Raw genomic sequence first — 17,860 nt, forward strand, 5'->3', positions numbered from 1 at the left:
TTCGACAAAAGTAACTTTGAAGAAAATATATTACATTTTTATTTAACTTAAAAGGAGCATCAAATAATTGATGCTCCTTTTTACCATAATCTAAGATATAATTTTATTTTATACAAATATATTAATATCTTAAATAAAATTCTTAGAAACTAATTTTTTATATATTTTTATAAATTAAAGAATTCTGTAAATGCTTTAATTGTATAATAGTTATCCTTAACACTTGTAAGTTCTTTTATTGAATGCATTGAAAGAACTGGAGCTCCCATATCTATAACAGGAATTGCTAATCCTGCTGCTGTTACAGGACCTATTGTTGTTCCACCCTTTACATCTGATCTATTAACAAATTTTTGGTATGGTACATTAGCAGCCTTACATACACCTTCAAAAACTGCTGCACTATAACTATCTGTACTATAACTTCCTGCTGCTGCTATCTTTAATACCGGACCACCTTCTAATACTGGTCTATTTGTTGGATCATGCTTTTCTCCTGAATTTGGATGTACTGCATGAGCTAAATCAGCAGATATCATAACAGAGTTTGATAAAGTTCTGTGGAAATCTTCTCTATCTTTTCCTAATGCTAATGCAATTCTTTCTAATACATTAATTAATAATATTGAACTTGCACCTTGAGCAGTTAAATTACCTATTTCTTCATTATCTATGCAAACCATAACCTTAGTTGCTGAATTTACTTTACTATCTACTAAAGCTTTTACTCCTGCATAAACCATCCACATATCATCAAGTCTTCCTGTTGATATAAGTTCTTCATTCATTCCCATTATACAGCCTTTTTCAACTTCAAATAAACCTAAGTCAAATCCAATTATATCTTCTATATTTACTTTTAGTTCTTCTGCTAATAATTTTAATAAGTAATTATCTTTTTCAAATTTTTCATTTATTAATCCTAATAAAGGAAGAGTATCTTTTTGTCTATTTATATTAAATCCTTCATTAACAGCTCTGTTCATATGAATTGCTAAACTTGGTATTATAAGTAATGGTTTAGCTATTTTAACTAGCTTAATTTCAGGTTTAAGCGGATTTTCTCCTTTTACTGTTACCTTACCAGCAATACCTAACGGTCTATCAAACCAAGTATATAGGATTGGACCTCCATATACTTCTGTGTTTAATTTTAAGTATTTACCTTCTGCTGTCATTTCTGGATTTGGCTTAATTCTAAATCCTGGTGCATCAGTATGTGCCCCTATAAGTCTAAATCCATTATCACATAAATCGCCATTACCAATAACAAAAGCTATAATAGCTGAATCATTCTTTCTTACATAGTACTTACCTTCTTTTTGTAAGTTCCATCTTTCACTTTCTTTTACTTCTTTAAAACCATTTTTATCTAACACATTTTTTACAGTAACCACACTATGAAATGCTGATGGACTTTCATATAAAAAATCTATTAGATCTAAAGCCAATTGTCTCTCCATTTTTAAACGTCCTTCCTTAATAAAATTTTTCACTTCATATTATACCATATAATAAAATATAGTCCTAATTAAGGTAATTATTTTCAATATTTTCTAGACAAACATACTTATATAAGTTAGTCTTTGTATATAAAGTTATCTTTATGAAAAAAATATTTTTATAGATTGGAAGTGATTTAATGATTTCAAATTTTTTAGTAAAAACTTTTGTAAAAGATAATGAAAATACTAGAAATCCTAAAGTTAGAAATTCTTATGGAACTTTAGGAGGAGTTATCGGTATTATAATAAATTCTCTATTATTTTTAATTAAATTTTCTATTGGTACATTAGTTGGATCAATTGCAGTTTCTGCTGATGCATTTAATAACTTATCAGATGCAGCATCTTCTATCATAACAATAATAGGTTTTAAAATGGCAAATAAACCTGCTGATGCAGAGCACCCATTTGGGCATGGCAGAATTGAATATTTATCAGCTTTAATAGTAGCTTTTATGGTTATGCTTGTAGGTATTCAATTTATAAAATCTTCTATAGAAAGAATTTTAAATCCTCAACCTATAGTCTTTGAATCAATTCCTTTCATACTGCTTATAGTATCAATTGGATTTAAAATTTGGTTATCAACTTTTAATAAATTTCTTGGAAACAAAATTAATTCATCTGCATTAAAAGCAGCTGCTACAGATGCCCTTGGAGATGTTTTTACATCAAGTACTGTAGCTATATCATTTTTAATAGCTAAATTTACAAGTTTCCCTATAGATGGTTATATAGGTATTTTAGTTGCTCTTGCAATCCTTTATGCTGGATTTAGTCTTGTTAAAGAAACTCTTAATCCGTTACTTGGAGAAGCTCCTGATCCTGAACTTGTTAATAGCATTTGTGAAATGGTTTTATCTTATGAAAATATTACAGGTGTACATGATTTAATAGTTCATAACTATGGACCTGGAAGAGTTATTGCATCTATACATGCTGAAATTCCATCTGATGTAGATATTATGGAAATTCACAATGTAATAGATAAAGCTGAAAGAGAAGTTTCTAAAGAACTAGATCTTCATTTAGTAATTCATATGGATCCTATTTGCGTTATTACAGATGAAGTTCAAGAAGCTTGGGATTATGTTGCAAAAACACTTAGAAAATATCCTGAAATAAAATCAATGCATGATTTTAGAGTTGTAGGTGAAGGAAATATTAAAAATCTTATTTTTGACATAGTACTTAGCCCCTCTGATAAAACAAGTCAAACTAAAATAGATATTATGGTTGAGGAAATTAAAAAAAGTATAAAAGAAGAACATCCTCAATACAATTGTGTTATAACAACAGATTATGATTTTGTTTAAAAATACCTAAACTAAAAAAAGTCCTTACTAATAAATAAATTTATTTACTAGTAAGGGCTTTTCATTTTCTTAATAATACCTCTTCAGAAAGCTTCATATTATTACATAAATTTAAATATAAATACTTTTATACCTTTTTAACTCATTATTTTTAATTAATTGTTTAATTTAATTAATTTTTATTGATTAAATTAACTATTTAGTGTAATATATTACATTATATGCATATAAATTATAATTTTTTAAGTTTAGGAGAATTATACATGAAAATATTAAGAACTGATCTTAAAAGAGCCTTAATTAGTAAAGAAATGTTGCTCTCAATAATTTTAGGGTTACTTTTAATCTTATTAGCTATTATTTTTGAGCCTATTAGAAGTGCATTTAATACTTATTTTTCTACTTCTAAAGACTTAGATATAGAAATAAAAAAACAATTAATAGGTAACTCTTTAAACAAAGTAACACTATGGAACTTTGGGAACTATTTTTATTCAAATTTAATTCCCTTAATATGTTGTATTCCTTTTACTACTGAATATTTAAAAGATAAAAAAAATGGCTTTAATAAATATTTGATAATTAGAAGTAATTATAAATCCTATATAAGATCTAAAATAATTACAACATTTATATCTGGTTTTGTTCCTTTATTTATAATTTCTATAATAACACTTATATTTATAAACATATTTAATTCAGGAGACGAATTTAGAAGTATATTTTATTACAATACCCTATTATCAGATTTGAGTACAAATAATTTTAATACTTTTGCACTTATATATGGAGTTATATCTTCATTTATGGGAGGAACTTATGCTCTTATCGGATTAGCTATATCAACTTTTTCAGATAAAATATTTGTTGCTTTTATATCTCCGTTTTTCTTATATTATACTGGCACTTATATTATGTCAATTTTGGAAATTACACCACTAATACCTAATTTAATAACATATTTTTATAGGTATCAAAGTTGTAAGTTTAGTTATATTGTTATGCAACTACTGATATTATTTTCTTTAAGCTTACTAATTTTTTTGAAAAAAACTTATTGGAGTAAAATTTATGAATAAAAAATTTTTATCATTATGCTTATTTAATTTTAAAACTATGAAGCTGAATATTACATTGTTCTTTTTATTTTTACTTTCTACTACATCTATATATGTAGCATTAACATATGACTCTACACAGATTAAAGAATTTAATATGTGGAATTTTTATTCTGTTATGTTTACAGGTGGACCACTAGTATCCGCCTTACTATTCTTTTACAACTTATTTCTCTTATTTCATTGTTTTCAAAGTGAAAAAGATAGTCTTTTTTTGAAAATACGAAGCGGCAATTCATTACTATGGTTTTTTTCTAAAATAATAAGTATATTTTTACTAAATATTATAGCTATAACAATAGCAACAATAATAATTTTATTAATTGGATGGTTATTTTGGGGATTTGGTAACATCTGGGGAGGAGTTAATATACATAATTCAACCTCTTATAAAGCTTTTTATAGTCCTATTAAAATAGTTATTTTTAATATAGTTACTTATAGTTTTTTTATAACTTTTCTTTCTGAAATTGTTGGTTATTTAATGACAAAGTTAAAAAATAAATTCATTGTGATTTTCTTATTTATACTTTATTTTATGGCAGATAAAACAGTTAATTTAAAATATTTTTCCTTTGATAAATATACTGATTTAAATTGTAGATGTTACTATTTATATTTAAATTCTAATAACTATTTTACAATTAAAGAAGGGATTTTCATTCCAATATTACTTACAGTAATATTTTCTCTTATTTTTATTTTATTATATTTTATAAAAAGATTTTATTTAAAAAGGAATTTAAAAGTATGAAAAAAAATATAAGTATTATTTTTTTATTTATAACATTAACCTTTATATCTTTCATTAATGTTATAGACATTAATTTGTTTTTAAGTACTTTATCTAGTAAGTTTAATAATATCTCAATGCAAGATATAGTTATATATATGTTATATGGTTTGACTTCTTCTTCTAGAGTTAACTTAATAGATATAATAAGATTTTCTATTCCTTTTATCTTATGTATTGGTTTTATAAACTCATATTTATCAGATATACTTGAATCTAATACTATTTATTTAAATATTATTAGATATAAAAGTTATTCATCTTGGATAAAAACATATCTATTTAAAATGACCTTATTAATAATTTTATTTTATACATATTATTATATTAATCTTATAATAATTTCTTCAATTTACACCAAAAATGTGTCAGGCTTTACAGACACCTTTTATTATTTAAATAGATACATGACTAATACTAATTTCTTTCAGTTGCTAATATATCAATATTTTTTAAGTATATTTTCAACTATATTATTAACATTAATAAACCTTTTATTAAGTTTAGTACTAAAAAATATTAATAAAAGTTTTATTGTTGTAATAGTAACCATTTTAATACTAACAGCATTAGGAAAATATGATATTATCAATCCCCTTATGCTTTCTAAACACTATACCATTAATTATAATTTTAATATAAATCCAATTAGCACCTTAACTTTTCATTTATTATTTTCATTTATCATTTATATTTCTTTAGTTAGGTGTATAAAACTATTAGTTAGGAGAACTGGGTTATGATAACTTTAAATAATGTAAACAAAAAATTTGGAGATACTGAAATATTAAAAAATATTAATATAAATCTAGAGAAAAATAAAATTTATGGTTTTGAAGGAAAAAATGGTTCAGGAAAAACTGTATTATTTAAAATGATATGTGGTTTTATTGCCCCATCTTCCGGTAAAATATTAATTAATAATAAACAAATAGGAAAGGATATAGATTTTCCTGAAAAATGTGGAATACTAATAGAATCCCCTGGATTTATAGATAGATTTTCAGCTTATAAAAACTTAAAACTTTTAGCTGATATAAACCGTACTATATCTGATAGTGAAATAAAAAAATGGATGGATTTTTACGACTTAGAATTTAACTCTAAGAAAAAGGTAAAAAACTTTTCTCTTGGTATGAAACAAAAGTTAGGCCTAATACAAGCCTTTATGGAAGAACCTAATATACTTATATTAGATGAGCCTATGAATGCATTAGATGAAAAAAGCGTAATTAAAACAAGGGAACTTCTAAATTCACTAAAAAATAATACAATTATTTTAATTTCTAGTCATAATAAAGAAGATATAGAAAGCTTATGTGATGAAATTTTTCTAATTGATAATGGAATTATTACAAAAAAATAATCTATCTACAAGTGAGATATTAAATTATATCTCACTTGTTTTATTGACAAATTATACATATTAATCGTTTAAAATAATCCTTTCTTAAATATAAAAATTTTTTATAAAAAAGCTGCATCAAAATAATTTTTGATACAGCCACCTTTAAATTATAAAATTATATCTCCCCTTTGAAAATGTCTAATCCATAGTTTTAATAGTTATTAAATTAAAATACCCATGTAAATGCTAATGCTCCAATAAGTCCCCCAACTATAGGAGCTATAACTGGAATCCATGCATATTTCCAATCAGAATCTCTCTTACCTGGTACTGGCAAAATAGCATGAGCTATTCTTGGGGCTAAATCTCTAGCTGGGTTCATAGCATATCCTGTAGTTCCCCCTGAACTTAAACCTAATGCCCAAATTAATAAACCTACTGCAATAGTATTTAATCCGTTTGCCATATCAACTTGTCCTAAACCTAATATTCCAAATACTAAAAGTGCAGTTGCAATAAACTCGCTTATAAAATTAAACTTGCCATTCCTTATTGCAGGGCCTGTACAAAATACTCCTAGCTTTCCGTCTTTATCCTCTGTCTCTTCAAAATGATTATAATATTGAATAAATACCAATACTGCACCAATAAAGCCACCAAGCATTTGTGCTAGTAAATACATTGGCACTTCACACCATGCAAATTTGCCTATAGCTGCTAAAGCTATTGTTAATGCTGGGTTAAAATGTGCTCCACTTGTTGCTCCAAATATAAGGGCTGGTATAGCTACTGCAAAAGCCCAACCTGTTGTTATTACTATCCAACCACTATTATTACCTTTTGTTTTTTTTAAAACAACATTTGCAACAACAGCATCTCCTAAGTACACAAGAATCATTGTCCCAATTAATTCAGCTAGAAAACTCATTATAAAATACCTCCTCGAAATTCAAATCCCGTCTTATTTTCATAATTTTTAGAATATTTAAGTCTAAAAAAAAGTTAAACATAAAAAGAAATCTTCTCTTTTTATGCTCAACTGTAAAATTTCATAGCACAAAATACCCTCTTACGTTAAATGTAATCATTTCCAAAGGTTATAGTATAATATTACCATATCAGTTTCTATATGTCAATTATCCCTATATTTTTCTGTTATGTTAAGTTTGTTTTAAAGCTGTTTTTTAATAAAATTATATAAATATAGTTAAAACATTAACAATATGGAAATCATATATTATCTTATTAATACTTTATATTTTATAAATAGAATGGTTCAGATATTCTATCTGAACCATTCTATTTCAGACTGCTGACAAAGTGTCAGCAGTCTTTAATTTTATACAAATATGTAATATAATTTAAAATATATTAATTTATTACATAGGGGTTTTGGTGATGATAAACGAAAGAAGACAAGCGCAAAATGAAATGGAAGTGGTTATGCTAGAACAATTAGTTCCGAAAGACCATTTATTAAGAAAAATTGATAAATACATAGATTTTTCATTTATTAGAGAGTTAACTAATGATTTGTATTGCCATACAAATGGTCGACCAGCTGTTGATCCAGTAGTACTATTTAAAATGTTATTTATAGGATATCTTTATGGCATCCGCTCCGAAAGGCAACTAGTTAAAGACATAGAAGTAAACTTAGCATATAGATGGTTTTTAGGTTATTCAATTACTGAAAAAATTCCAGATTCATCTACAATAAGTCAAAATAGAATTAGAAGATTTAAAGGTACTGATATTCCACAAAAAATATTTGATAATATAGTTCTTCAAGCTATGGAAAAAGGATTAGTTGGTGGTAAGATTCTTTACTCTGATTCAACACATATAAAAGCTAATGCTAATAAGCGTAAGTTTGAAAAAATTGAAGTACAAGTAACACCTAAAGAGTATATAGAACAACTAGATATTGATGTGAATTTAGATAGAGAAAATCATAATAAAAAACCTTTAAAACCAAGAAAAGAAAAAGAAGAAACAAAGCAAATTAAGAAAAGTACTACAGATCCTGATAGTGGATATATGATGAGAGATAATAAACCAGAAGGATTCTTTTATTTAGATCATAGAACTGTAGATAGTAAAAATAATATTATTATGGATGTACATGTTACCCCTGGTAATGTCAGCGATAGCGAGCCAATACTAAATAGAATAGATAGAATTAAAGAAGTATTTAGTATAAAGCCAAAATATCTTGGTTTAGATGCAGGATATTCAAGTAATCCTATTTTCAAGGGGATTGTAGATAGAGATATAACACCAGTAGTTGCATATAGACGTTCTCCTCATAAAAAAGGAATGTATACTAAGAATAAATATATTTATGACTATGATAAAGATATCTATATTTGCCCCAATAATGTTGCGTTAATATATAAAACTACGACTCGCGAAGGCTATAGAGAATATAGATGTTTTGAAGAAATTTGTATGTATTGCCCTCATAAAGATAAGTGTCTTGGAGAAAAAGCTAAATATAAAACAATTAGACGACATGTTTGGGAAAATCATAAAGATGATAATAAGAACTTTCTTAAAACTGAAAAAGGAAAGGGAATTTACAATAGAAGAAAAGAAACAGTTGAGCGAAGCTTCGCAGATTCAAAAAATTTGCATGGGCTTCGCTATGCTCGCTTCCGCGGACGCGAAAAAGTATCCGAGCAATGCCTACTAACTGCAGCAGTGCAGAATATGAAAAAGATAGCAACAAGACTATCTTTGCTACTTTTAGATTTTATTCGTATTATTTTGGATGATATTTTAAATATAAGTTTTATTCATAATTAATAATAGAAAAACCCTCTGTTTTTTAACAGAGGTTTTTCAACAAACTGAAATAGAATGGTTCAGATATTCTATCTGAACCATTCTATTTAATTATTTACTTGAAATATTCCTACTAGCAATAACATCAATTCCTGTTCCCAATACATTTTCTATTATTATATCTCCCATTTTAACTGGAGCCTTTACAATAATTGAATTTATAGCCTTCATACATTCAAAATTTAAATTCTTAGGTATTGCTCCACTAGTCTTTACAGGCATTACTGGAAGCTCACCACCTTCTACCTTAACAGTTGAAGTTACAACTCTAACAGGATTTGTTACCTCATTTAACCCATATACTTCTCCCCTTTTACAAGTGTTTCCTTCTACTGTTTTCTTTTCTGTATCTACTTTTAAGTGACATCCCATTGGACAACTTATACAAATTAACTCTTTAATCATTTATTATTCACCGTCCTACTAAATATTTATATAAATCTACTACTTTAAATTCAGCTATTCTAATGAAATTGTTATATCACCCTTAACTCCTTCTAATAGTTTTTTAGGTAATATTATCTTTTCCATTTCAGATGGAGCAAGATGCGCTCTCTTAAATGAAGCTATTTCTTTCTCTCCTTCTCTAACAACTAAAACCTTGTTATGGTAGATATTATTGACTCTCATGAATACTGTCATGTTTCCATCTATTGCGTCAACTGTAACTTTCTGAGGAACAGTGTAATTTACGTTTTGTCCATTAATTATTCTAATTGATTCACCTTTTTTAAGTTTATCTTTTATATATTTAGCAGCTGATTTCCCAGCATGTTTTGATTCTTGTGTAACAAAGTCCACTAAATCATGAACATGTACAACATTACCACAAGCAAATATTCCATCCACTGATGTTTCCATACTTTCTGAAACAATAAGTCCATTTGTTCTCATATCTTTTTCTATACCAGCTTTACTTGATAGTTCATTTTCAGGAATTAATCCAACTGAAAGAAGTAATGTATCTACATCAAATTCTTTTTCAGTACCTTTTATTGGCTTTCTCTTTTCATCAACTTCAGATATTACTACTTTTTCTAGTCTTTCTTTACCAACAATATCTATTACTGTATGTGAAAGATATAATGGAATATCGTAATCTTGAAGACATTGAACTATATTTCTATTTAATCCATTTGAATATGGCATAAGTTCAACAACACCTTCAACTTTAGCTCCTTCAAGAGTCATTCTTCTTGCCATTATTAGCCCTATATCTCCTGAACCTAATATAAGAACTTTTTTACCAGGCATGTATCCTTCCATATTTATATATCTTTGAGCTGCTCCTGCTGTAAATACTCCTGCTGGTCTATCTCCTGGAATATTAATAGCTCCTCTAGTTCTTTCTCTACATCCCATTGAAAGAATAATAGCTTTTGAATTTAAAACTACATATCCTTCTTCTGGATTAATAGCATGTACATTTTTATCTTTATCTATATCTAATACCATAGTGTTAAGCATTACCTTAACTTCTGTATCTTTTAACATATCAATAAATCTTTGAGCATATTCAGGTCCTGTTAGTTCTTCTTTAAAAGTATGAAGTCCAAAACCATTATGAATGCATTGATTTAATATACCACCTAATTCATTATCTCTTTCTATAATTAATATATTTCTTATTCCTTCATTATAAGCTTCATAAGCTGCTGCAAGTCCTGCAGGGCCTCCTCCAACTACTATTAAATCGTACATAACTACCCCTCCTACTTTGTCTTTCCTACTAATATATATGAACCATCTTTTTCAAGATTTATATCTTCCATTTTAATACTTAATTCTCTTGCTATAATTTCTTGTACCTTTGGTCCACAGAAACCGCCTTGGCATCTTCCCATTCCTGGTCTACATCTTCTCTTTACACCATCTAGTGTCATATTTTCTCCAAAGCATCTCTCAATAGCAGCAACTATTTCACCTTCTGTTATACTTTCACATCTGCAAATTATTTTTCCATATCTAGGATCCTTCTTTATAACATCAGCTTTCTCTTCTGCTGATAATTCCATGAATCTTATTTCTTTTCTTATTGGATTAAACTTTTCATTCTTTGTAAGTGTTAATCCACAATTTTTTAGAATTTCAACAACACCTTCTGCTATAGCTGGTGCTGATGAAAGCCCTGGTGATTTAATTCCAGCAACATCAATAAAATTCTTAACATCTTCTGCCTCTTGTATTATAAAATCTCCTGTACTTGGATTTGCTCTAAGTCCTGCAAAATTTCTAATTGATTCCCTAAAATTTATTTTCTTCGTTGTCTTCATGGATGTTTCCCTAATATAATCTAATCTGTCTCCCTCAGTTTTAGTATCATCTTTATCATCAATATCTTCAGCATCTGGTCCTACTAAAAGATTTCCATGAATTGTTGGAGTGACTAAAATCCCTTTACCAAGCTTTGAAGGACATTGGAATATAGTACTACTTACTAAAGAACCTTGAGTCTTGTCCATCACAAAGTATTCACCTTTTCTTGGTATTATTTTAAAAGCTTCCTTACAAATTAAGTTATGAATATCATCAGCATGAATTCCTGAAGCATTAATAACATATTTAGCTTCTACTATTCTTCCATCTTTAGTAGTTAACTTAAATATATCCTTTAATTTCTCTATCTTATTAACTTCTGCTCTTAACATTAGTTCTCCACCGTTTGTAACTGCATTTTCCATTAAAGCTATTGTATATTCAAATGGTCCAACAATTCCTCCTGTTGGTGCATATAAAGCTCCCACTACTTCTTGGCTAAGATTAGGCTCTTTTTCTAAAAGCTCTTCTTTGTTTAAAATCTTTAAACCTTTAACTCCAATTTTATTTCCATTTTCATAAAGCTCTTGAACTGTCTTCATTTCTTCTTCTGAAAAAGCTACTACTAATGATCCATTTCTTTTAAATGGCACATCTAACTCTTTACAAAGACTCTCAAACATTTCATTTCCTTTTACATTATACTTTGCCATTAAGGTCCCAATCTTTGGATCATATCCAGCATGAATAATAGCTGAATTTGCCTTTGTAGTTCCCATTGAAACATCATTTTCCTTTTCTAGAACTATTGCCTTTAAATTATATTTAGTAAGCTCTCTAAAAATTGAAGCTCCTATTACCCCTGCTCCTATTATTGCAACATCATACATACTAAAACCTCCTAGAATTTTGCCTTTAACTTACGATAGCGACTTTCTAAATTAAATAATAAAAAAGCCAAGCTCAAACTAAGGATTAAAAACCCTTAAATTTTGTGCTTGACTCTACTTCTCTTAACACTTAATATTTTATTTTATAAATAAATACTAACACAAATAATTAACCTTGTCAATCGTTTTCAGGAAATTTTGATTATTTTTCCCAATTCTTAACTCTTGAAACTGCTTTTTTCCATCCAGTATAAAGTCTTTCTCTTTCTTTTGCATCTATATTTGGCTCAAACTTTTGACTTACATACCAAGACTTAGCTATTTCTTCTTTATCTTTCCAATATCCAACTGCTAAGCCAGCTAAATATGCAGCTCCAAGTGCAGTTGTTTCTGTAATTATAGGTCTTGTAACCTCTGTATTTATAATATCTGATTGGAATTGCATTAAGAATTCATTCTTACTTGCTCCACCATCAACCTTTAAACTTTCAATTCTATATCCAGCATCTTCTTCCATTGCATGTAAAACATCCTTTGATTGATAAGCAATAGATTCAAGTGCTGCTCTTATTATATGATTCCTATTAGATCCCCTCGTTAATCCAAATATAGCTCCTCTAGCATACATGTCCCAATGTGGTGCCCCTAATCCAACAAAAGCAGGAACTATATATACACCACCATTATTATTAACTTTCTTTGCAAAATATTCAGTATCTTGAGCATCATTAACTAGCATAAGCTCATCTCTAACCCATTGAATTACTGCTCCACCAACAAATACTGATCCTTCTAATGCATATTGAACTTTTCCACTAAGACCTATTGCAATTGTTGTTAAAAGACCATTTTTACTTGTAACCTTTTCTTCTCCTGTATTCATAAGCAAGAAGCAGCCTGTACCATAAGTATTTTTAGCTGATCCCTTTTCAAAGCAAGCTTGTCCAAATAAAGCTGCTTGTTGGTCTCCAGCAATACCTGCTATTGGTACTCTATATCCACCCTTACCTCCTAGGTTAGTGTATCCATATATTTCTGAACAATTTCTTACTTCTGGTAGCATTGATTTTGGAATATCTAAAGTTTTTAATATTTTTTCATCCCATTCTAGTTTATTTATATTATAAAGCATTGTTCTCGAAGCATTCGTATAGTCAGTTATATGAACCTTTCCACCTGTAAGCTTCCAAACAAGCCATGTATCTACTGTACCAAAAAGAAGATCTCCTCTTTCAGCTTTTTCTCTTGCCCCTTCAACATTATCTAAAATCCATTTAATTTTAGTTCCTGAAAAGTAAGCATCTATTATAAGCCCTGTAGCTTCATTTACATATTCACTTAACCCATTTTCTTCTTTTAATTTATCACAAATTTCAGCAGTTCTTCTACATTGCCAAACAATTGCATTATATATTGGTTCACCTGTATTTTTGTCCCACACAATAGTAGTTTCTCTTTGATTTGTAATACCAATAGCTGCAATCTCTTCCTGATCTATATTAGTTTTTGCCATTACCTCTTGAAGAACTCCATATTGGCTTGCCCAAATTTCCATTGGGTTATGTTCTACCCAACCTTCTTTTGGATAGATTTGTGTTATTTCCTTTTGACTTACCCCTAATATATTTTGTTCATTATCGAAAATAATTGCTCTTGAACTTGTTGTTCCTTGATCTAAGGCTACAATATATTTTTTCATTCTACATACACCCCTCAAATTATTTGCTAATCATTAAAAGTCAATATTCGAAATACTTAGATATACATTTATTAATCTTAAAGTCGCTATCGATTAATTAAAATTTTATATCTCCCTTATATTTCTTTTCTGTTGTAGAAATTAATATTAAATTTATATTATTAGTGATTTTTTTAATTTATTAATAGCAACTTATGAAAACATTTAACCCGTTGCATGACTTTATTATTACATCTATGGATAGATATGTCAATTAAGATATTTTTTTAACATTTTTTTAGTATTATGTCTACTTTATGTACTGTATTTATTTATTAAACCACTAAATTTCTTTCTTATTATTGTTATTAAATTAACTATTTTAAAATATAAAATCCCCATATCAAAAATAAGCTTACACTTAATGATATTGGGGATCTATTAAATTAAATTATAATATATTAATTTTTGCTTAGTTTTATATAGGTGTATTAAATTATCAGATGTTTTCTCTAGAGATTCATAATAACTTAAAATATCTATTATACCTGGATAAAATCCTAATGCTATGCTTTTTTCAATTTCTCTTATTCCTATTTCTATAAGATTATTATCCAATCTAAATTTACCCTTTTCCACAAGCTTTTTTCCTTTTACATATATGCTTTTGCCTTGCTCTATATTATTTCTCTTATTCTTTATAGCTTCAAAGTACTCTGAATATATATTTATATCTTTATTACCCTTATACAAAATATACTCTAAATTAGCATAAGCTTTTACGTAACCTAACTGAACTGATCTCAAATAGAACTCTATTGCATCTTCATCTGAGAATCCTAACATGTGTCTTTCTGCTATTTCTCCTAAAAAATTTAAAGTTTTTCTTTCATCTAACTCCATAGTATCTTGTATATAAATAGTTGTTTTCTCTAAATCAATTTCTGTCCCTATTCCAACCATATAATAATAAGCAAGTTTTAAATTACCTTCTACAACATTTGCTTCTCTAAGAAGCTTTGCAGCTTTAAAAGCTTTATCAAAATCTCTCTTTATTCCAATACCTTTTTCATATATTTCTATTATATTTAAAATAGCTTCAGTATTATATTCCTCTGCAGCCCTCTTATACCACTTAATAGCATCTTTAGCACTGGCATTAACATATATCCCATGCTTATACCAATTTCCGAGTTTTATCATAGCCTTTTCACAGCCTCTTTCAGCAGCTATCTTAAAATATTTAAAAGCCTCTTCATTACTTTTTTTAACTCCTATACCATTATTGTAGATTAATCCATAATAATAAAAAGCTTCCCCTATATCATTCTCCATAGCTATATCTATATATTCTAAAAGTTCCTTTTCATTGATCTCCTTTTCATTAAATACATCTACTAAATATTCACTAGCTAAAGCTTCTGCTGCAAGTGCTGAACCATTTTTATATGCATTTTTTAAATAATCAATCCCTAATAACCTATCTTTTTCTAAATTTGCAACTCCAAGTACATAAAGGGCATGATGTTCTCCTGTACTAGCTGCAATTTTCATATATTCTAAAGCTTTATCTATATCTTTTTTTACTCCATCACCATTATAGTAAACTATACCTAATTTTTGAGTAGCTCTTAGATCACCACTGTCATGTCCCTTTAAGAAATACTCCATAGCTTTTTCTCTATTACCTTCATCCTCAATCATTTTTCCAAGCTTATAATAAAGATTTGTATTTCCTTTTTCTATACTTTTATTATATAATTTAAAAGCTTTTTCTTTATCTTCATCTACTTCAAAACCCCAGTAATACATATCCCCTAAACTTTCAATACAGTTTTTATCTCCTTTATTAGCTCCCTTAGATAAATAAAAGAATGCCTTTTTATAATCAGTTTCAACATAACTTCCTTCTAAATAAGATTGACCTAAAACATAATAAGAATCCTCAAAGTCATTTTCTGCTGATTCTTCTAACCAGTAATATGCCTTGAAAATATTTTTTCCACAACCTTCACCATTTTTATATAAATAAGATAAAGCATATTGAGCTGGTGCAAATCCATTCTCAGCAGCAGTTTTATACCATTGAAATGCATACTCTAAATTTTTCTCTACATTTTCACCTGAAAAATATATATACCCTAAAGAATATTGAGAAAAGGAATTTCCTTTTAAAGCAGATTTTTTATACCAATATATTGCTCTATCTACATCTCTTGCTCCACCTAATCCTTTTTCATAAAATAAAGCTAAATAAGCTTGTGCATCTTCATTTCCCTCTTCAGCAGATTTTTCAAAAAATTCCCTTGCTTTAAAATAATTCTTTTCTACACCTTTACCTAAATAATGAATCTCACCTTCTAGTAAATAAGCACTTCCTGGCTCATCTTCTTCAGATAATTCTTCTTGAAATGTTTCCTCTAACTCTACATCATCAAGATCAATATCTAAATTAAGGTCAAATTCATCACTGTCCATACTATATATAATTTCATCTTCTATTTCTTCCTCTTTACTAAAAATCTTCTTATATAAATACTTATTAAAAACTGCTTTCTCTCCTTCATTTAATTTATCATAAAAGAGAGAATAATCTTCTTCTCCACAATTTATAACTAACCAAACTAATACTTCATATAAAGTAGGGAATTTATCCTCTAAACTTATATTCTGAGATGATTTTTTCAACTTTGAATTTATATCTTTAAGGTAGCTAATATCATCAATAAAATTTGATAAAGTACACATAACCTCATAAGGAATTATCTCATCATTTGCAAGAACTTTAATGCTATCTGAAATATAAGCATCTCTATGATAAAACAAACTATTTTTTACACAGATTATAGTTAAAATGTCTTGTAATAAGCTTATTATCTTTTTATATGATTTTTCTAGATCCTCTTCCTCTTCAATTTCTTGAATTTTTGTATATAACTCTCTGAATTCTAGTTTTAAAAAGCCATAGTCTAATCTATATCTCATTCTCCCCTCACTAATTGGATTTCTAAGATTAATACTATTGTATTATTAAAATTTTGATATTATTAATACAATAAAAACTATACCTTAATTATCTTTATAATTATAAAAAAATGCTCTATTAATTAAACTTTAGATTTAATTTCCAAAGTCTAATTAATAAAGCTATTTCAAAGTATTATTTATTCATATTTTCTATTAACTCATTACTAACTTCATAACCAAGGTCCATATACGCTAATAGACATGCTCCCAAATCAGGTGACAAAATAGGATCTATTAATTTAACATTATATTTCATTAAATTTTCTCTTATTGGTTCTAAAATAAGTTTTCCAGATTTAAATACTCCTCCTGTATATGATACAAGAACTTTTTCATCTCCATAGTTTTTTAGTAAAACCTTAACCATTTCAGCAAGCTCTTTTCCAGCTTCTTTAAATATTAAACTGGCTTCTTCATCTCCTTCTAAAGCAGCTAGAGAACAAAGTTTGGAAAGCTTTGCTATTTCTCCTCTATCACATTTAATTCTATCATTTACATATGAAATTATTTCATAATCATCTTTTAAAGAAAGCTCTTTTATAAATATATTGTACAAACATCCTTTTTTAGCTCTTCCATCGACTTCTTTACTAAATAATTGTAATGCTTTTTTTCCTATCCAATAAGCTGAACCTTCATCTCCAATAGCTGGTCCAAAGCCACCTACTCTTATTAACTCTTTATCTTTTAATGCTAATGCTATTGATCCTGTTCCTGATACTATATTTATTCCATCTTGTCCTTTAAGTGCCCCTGCAATTGCTACTTGTACATCATTTCCTAAAATATAATTTACACCTTCAAAAGCTTTTTTAACTACTTCCTCTATTTTTATACGAACTTCTTCTACCCTTCCATAACCTGCTAATCCTATAAAACTTTGAGCTATATCACCTTTAGATATGTTAGCTACTTTTAGAACTTTCTCTAACCCTTCTTTTAAAAGAATTTCTAATTTTTCAAAACCTATTTGGTTATAGTGGCAAGTTCCCATTGTAGTCTTATGTATAACATTACCTTTTTCATTAATTAAAGTAAAAGAGGTTTTTGTTCCTCCTCCATCTATACCTAAAAAATACATA

Annotated in this window: 12 protein-coding genes and 1 pseudogene; 5 read left to right on the forward strand and 8 right to left on the reverse strand. The window is 27.7% G+C overall.

Translation table 11 applies throughout. From position 1 onward, the window contains the following. Nucleotides 1–167: 167 nt before the first annotated feature. Nucleotides 168–1,463, reverse strand: a complete 1,296-nt coding sequence (locus CP523_RS05930; RefSeq protein ID WP_066675030.1) for a M18 family aminopeptidase — start codon at nucleotides 1,461–1,463, stop codon at nucleotides 168–170. Nucleotides 1,464–1,642: 179 nt separating this feature from the next. Here CP523_RS05930 and CP523_RS05935 point away from each other — a divergent pair, with 179 nt between their 5' ends. The 4 genes from CP523_RS05935 to CP523_RS05955 all read left to right on the forward strand — a co-directional run bounded on the left by CP523_RS05935 (nucleotide 1,643) and on the right by CP523_RS05955 (nucleotide 6,098). Beyond that, nucleotides 1,643–2,821, forward strand: coding sequence for a cation diffusion facilitator family transporter (locus CP523_RS05935; protein WP_066675033.1), 1,179 nt, complete (start codon nucleotides 1,643–1,645; stop codon nucleotides 2,819–2,821). A 263-nt stretch (nucleotides 2,822–3,084) separates the two neighbouring features. After that, nucleotides 3,085–3,900, forward strand: coding sequence for a hypothetical protein (locus tag CP523_RS05940; protein WP_066675036.1), 816 nt, complete (start codon nucleotides 3,085–3,087; stop codon nucleotides 3,898–3,900). Next, on the forward strand, nucleotides 3,893–4,693 hold the full coding sequence (locus CP523_RS05945) for a hypothetical protein (RefSeq protein WP_066675040.1): 801 nt from the start codon (nucleotides 3,893–3,895) through the stop codon (nucleotides 4,691–4,693). The genes CP523_RS05940 and CP523_RS05945 overlap by 8 nt, the downstream gene beginning before the upstream one ends. 778 nt (nucleotides 4,694–5,471) lie before the next feature. Then, complete coding sequence (locus CP523_RS05955; protein ID WP_120140668.1) at nucleotides 5,472–6,098, forward strand: ABC transporter ATP-binding protein; 627 nt, start codon at nucleotides 5,472–5,474, stop codon at nucleotides 6,096–6,098. 208 nt (nucleotides 6,099–6,306) lie between these two features. Here the strand turns inward: CP523_RS05955 and CP523_RS05960 are convergent, their stop codons facing one another. Beyond that, a complete protein-coding gene (locus CP523_RS05960; RefSeq protein ID WP_120140669.1) occupies nucleotides 6,307–7,011 on the reverse strand; it encodes an MIP/aquaporin family protein in 705 nt (234 codons plus the stop codon). 467 nt (nucleotides 7,012–7,478) lie between these two features. Here CP523_RS05960 and CP523_RS05965 point away from each other — a divergent pair. Beyond that, nucleotides 7,479–8,964, forward strand: a pseudogene (locus CP523_RS05965) (IS1182 family transposase). A 14-nt stretch (nucleotides 8,965–8,978) separates the two neighbouring features. Here the strand turns inward: CP523_RS05965 and CP523_RS05970 are convergent. The 6 genes from CP523_RS05970 to CP523_RS05995 all read right to left on the reverse strand — a co-directional run bounded on the left by CP523_RS05970 (nucleotide 8,979) and on the right by CP523_RS05995 (nucleotide 17,859). After that, complete coding sequence (locus CP523_RS05970) at nucleotides 8,979–9,332, reverse strand: DUF1667 domain-containing protein (protein WP_066675049.1); 354 nt, start codon at nucleotides 9,330–9,332, stop codon at nucleotides 8,979–8,981. 54 nt (nucleotides 9,333–9,386) lie between these two features. Beyond that, nucleotides 9,387–10,628: an NAD(P)/FAD-dependent oxidoreductase gene (locus tag CP523_RS05975; RefSeq protein WP_120140670.1), complete on the reverse strand. Its 1,242-nt coding sequence runs from the start codon at nucleotides 10,626–10,628 to the stop codon at nucleotides 9,387–9,389. A gap of 11 nt (nucleotides 10,629–10,639) precedes the next feature. Then, the gene (locus tag CP523_RS05980; RefSeq protein WP_120140671.1) at nucleotides 10,640–12,073 is read right to left on the reverse strand and encodes an NAD(P)/FAD-dependent oxidoreductase; all 1,434 of its coding nucleotides are present in this window, start codon (nucleotides 12,071–12,073) and stop codon (nucleotides 10,640–10,642) included. A 202-nt stretch (nucleotides 12,074–12,275) separates the two neighbouring features. After that, a complete protein-coding gene (gene glpK / locus CP523_RS05985; protein ID WP_066675056.1) occupies nucleotides 12,276–13,772 on the reverse strand; it encodes a glycerol kinase GlpK in 1,497 nt (498 codons plus the stop codon). 420 nt (nucleotides 13,773–14,192) lie between these two features. Then, nucleotides 14,193–16,736, reverse strand: coding sequence for a tetratricopeptide repeat protein (locus CP523_RS05990; RefSeq protein WP_120140672.1), 2,544 nt, complete (start codon nucleotides 16,734–16,736; stop codon nucleotides 14,193–14,195). 175 nt (nucleotides 16,737–16,911) lie between these two features. Next, on the reverse strand, nucleotides 16,912–17,859 hold the full coding sequence (locus CP523_RS05995; protein WP_120140673.1) for an N-acetylglucosamine kinase: 948 nt from the start codon (nucleotides 17,857–17,859) through the stop codon (nucleotides 16,912–16,914). Nucleotide 17,860: the final 1 nt, after the last annotated feature.

The sequence above is a fragment of the Clostridium septicum genome (assembly GCF_003606265.1).
In the GTDB taxonomy this organism is placed as follows: Bacteria; Bacillota; Clostridia; order Clostridiales; family Clostridiaceae; genus Clostridium; species Clostridium septicum.

Excerpts from the sequence above, each read along its gene's own strand:
- CP523_RS05930 (WP_066675030.1), bottom strand. The coding sequence starts at position 1,463 with ATGGAGAGACAATTGGCTTTAGATCTAATAGATTTTTTATATGAAAGT.
- CP523_RS05935 (WP_066675033.1), top strand. The coding sequence starts at position 1,643 with ATGATTTCAAATTTTTTAGTAAAAACTTTTGTAAAAGATAATGAAAAT.
- CP523_RS05940 (WP_066675036.1), top strand. The coding sequence starts at position 3,085 with ATGAAAATATTAAGAACTGATCTTAAAAGAGCCTTAATTAGTAAAGAA.
- CP523_RS05945 (WP_066675040.1), top strand. The coding sequence starts at position 3,893 with ATGAATAAAAAATTTTTATCATTATGCTTATTTAATTTTAAAACTATG.
- CP523_RS05955 (WP_120140668.1), top strand. The coding sequence starts at position 5,472 with ATGATAACTTTAAATAATGTAAACAAAAAATTTGGAGATACTGAAATA.
- CP523_RS05970 (WP_066675049.1), bottom strand. The coding sequence starts at position 9,332 with ATGATTAAAGAGTTAATTTGTATAAGTTGTCCAATGGGATGTCACTTA.
- CP523_RS05975 (WP_120140670.1), bottom strand. The coding sequence starts at position 10,628 with ATGTACGATTTAATAGTAGTTGGAGGAGGCCCTGCAGGACTTGCAGCA.
- CP523_RS05980 (WP_120140671.1), bottom strand. The coding sequence starts at position 12,073 with ATGTATGATGTTGCAATAATAGGAGCAGGGGTAATAGGAGCTTCAATT.
- glpK (WP_066675056.1), bottom strand. The coding sequence starts at position 13,772 with ATGAAAAAATATATTGTAGCCTTAGATCAAGGAACAACAAGTTCAAGA.
- CP523_RS05990 (WP_120140672.1), bottom strand. The coding sequence starts at position 16,736 with ATGAGATATAGATTAGACTATGGCTTTTTAAAACTAGAATTCAGAGAG.
- CP523_RS05995 (WP_120140673.1), bottom strand. The coding sequence starts at position 17,859 with ATGTATTTTTTAGGTATAGATGGAGGAGGAACAAAAACCTCTTTTACT.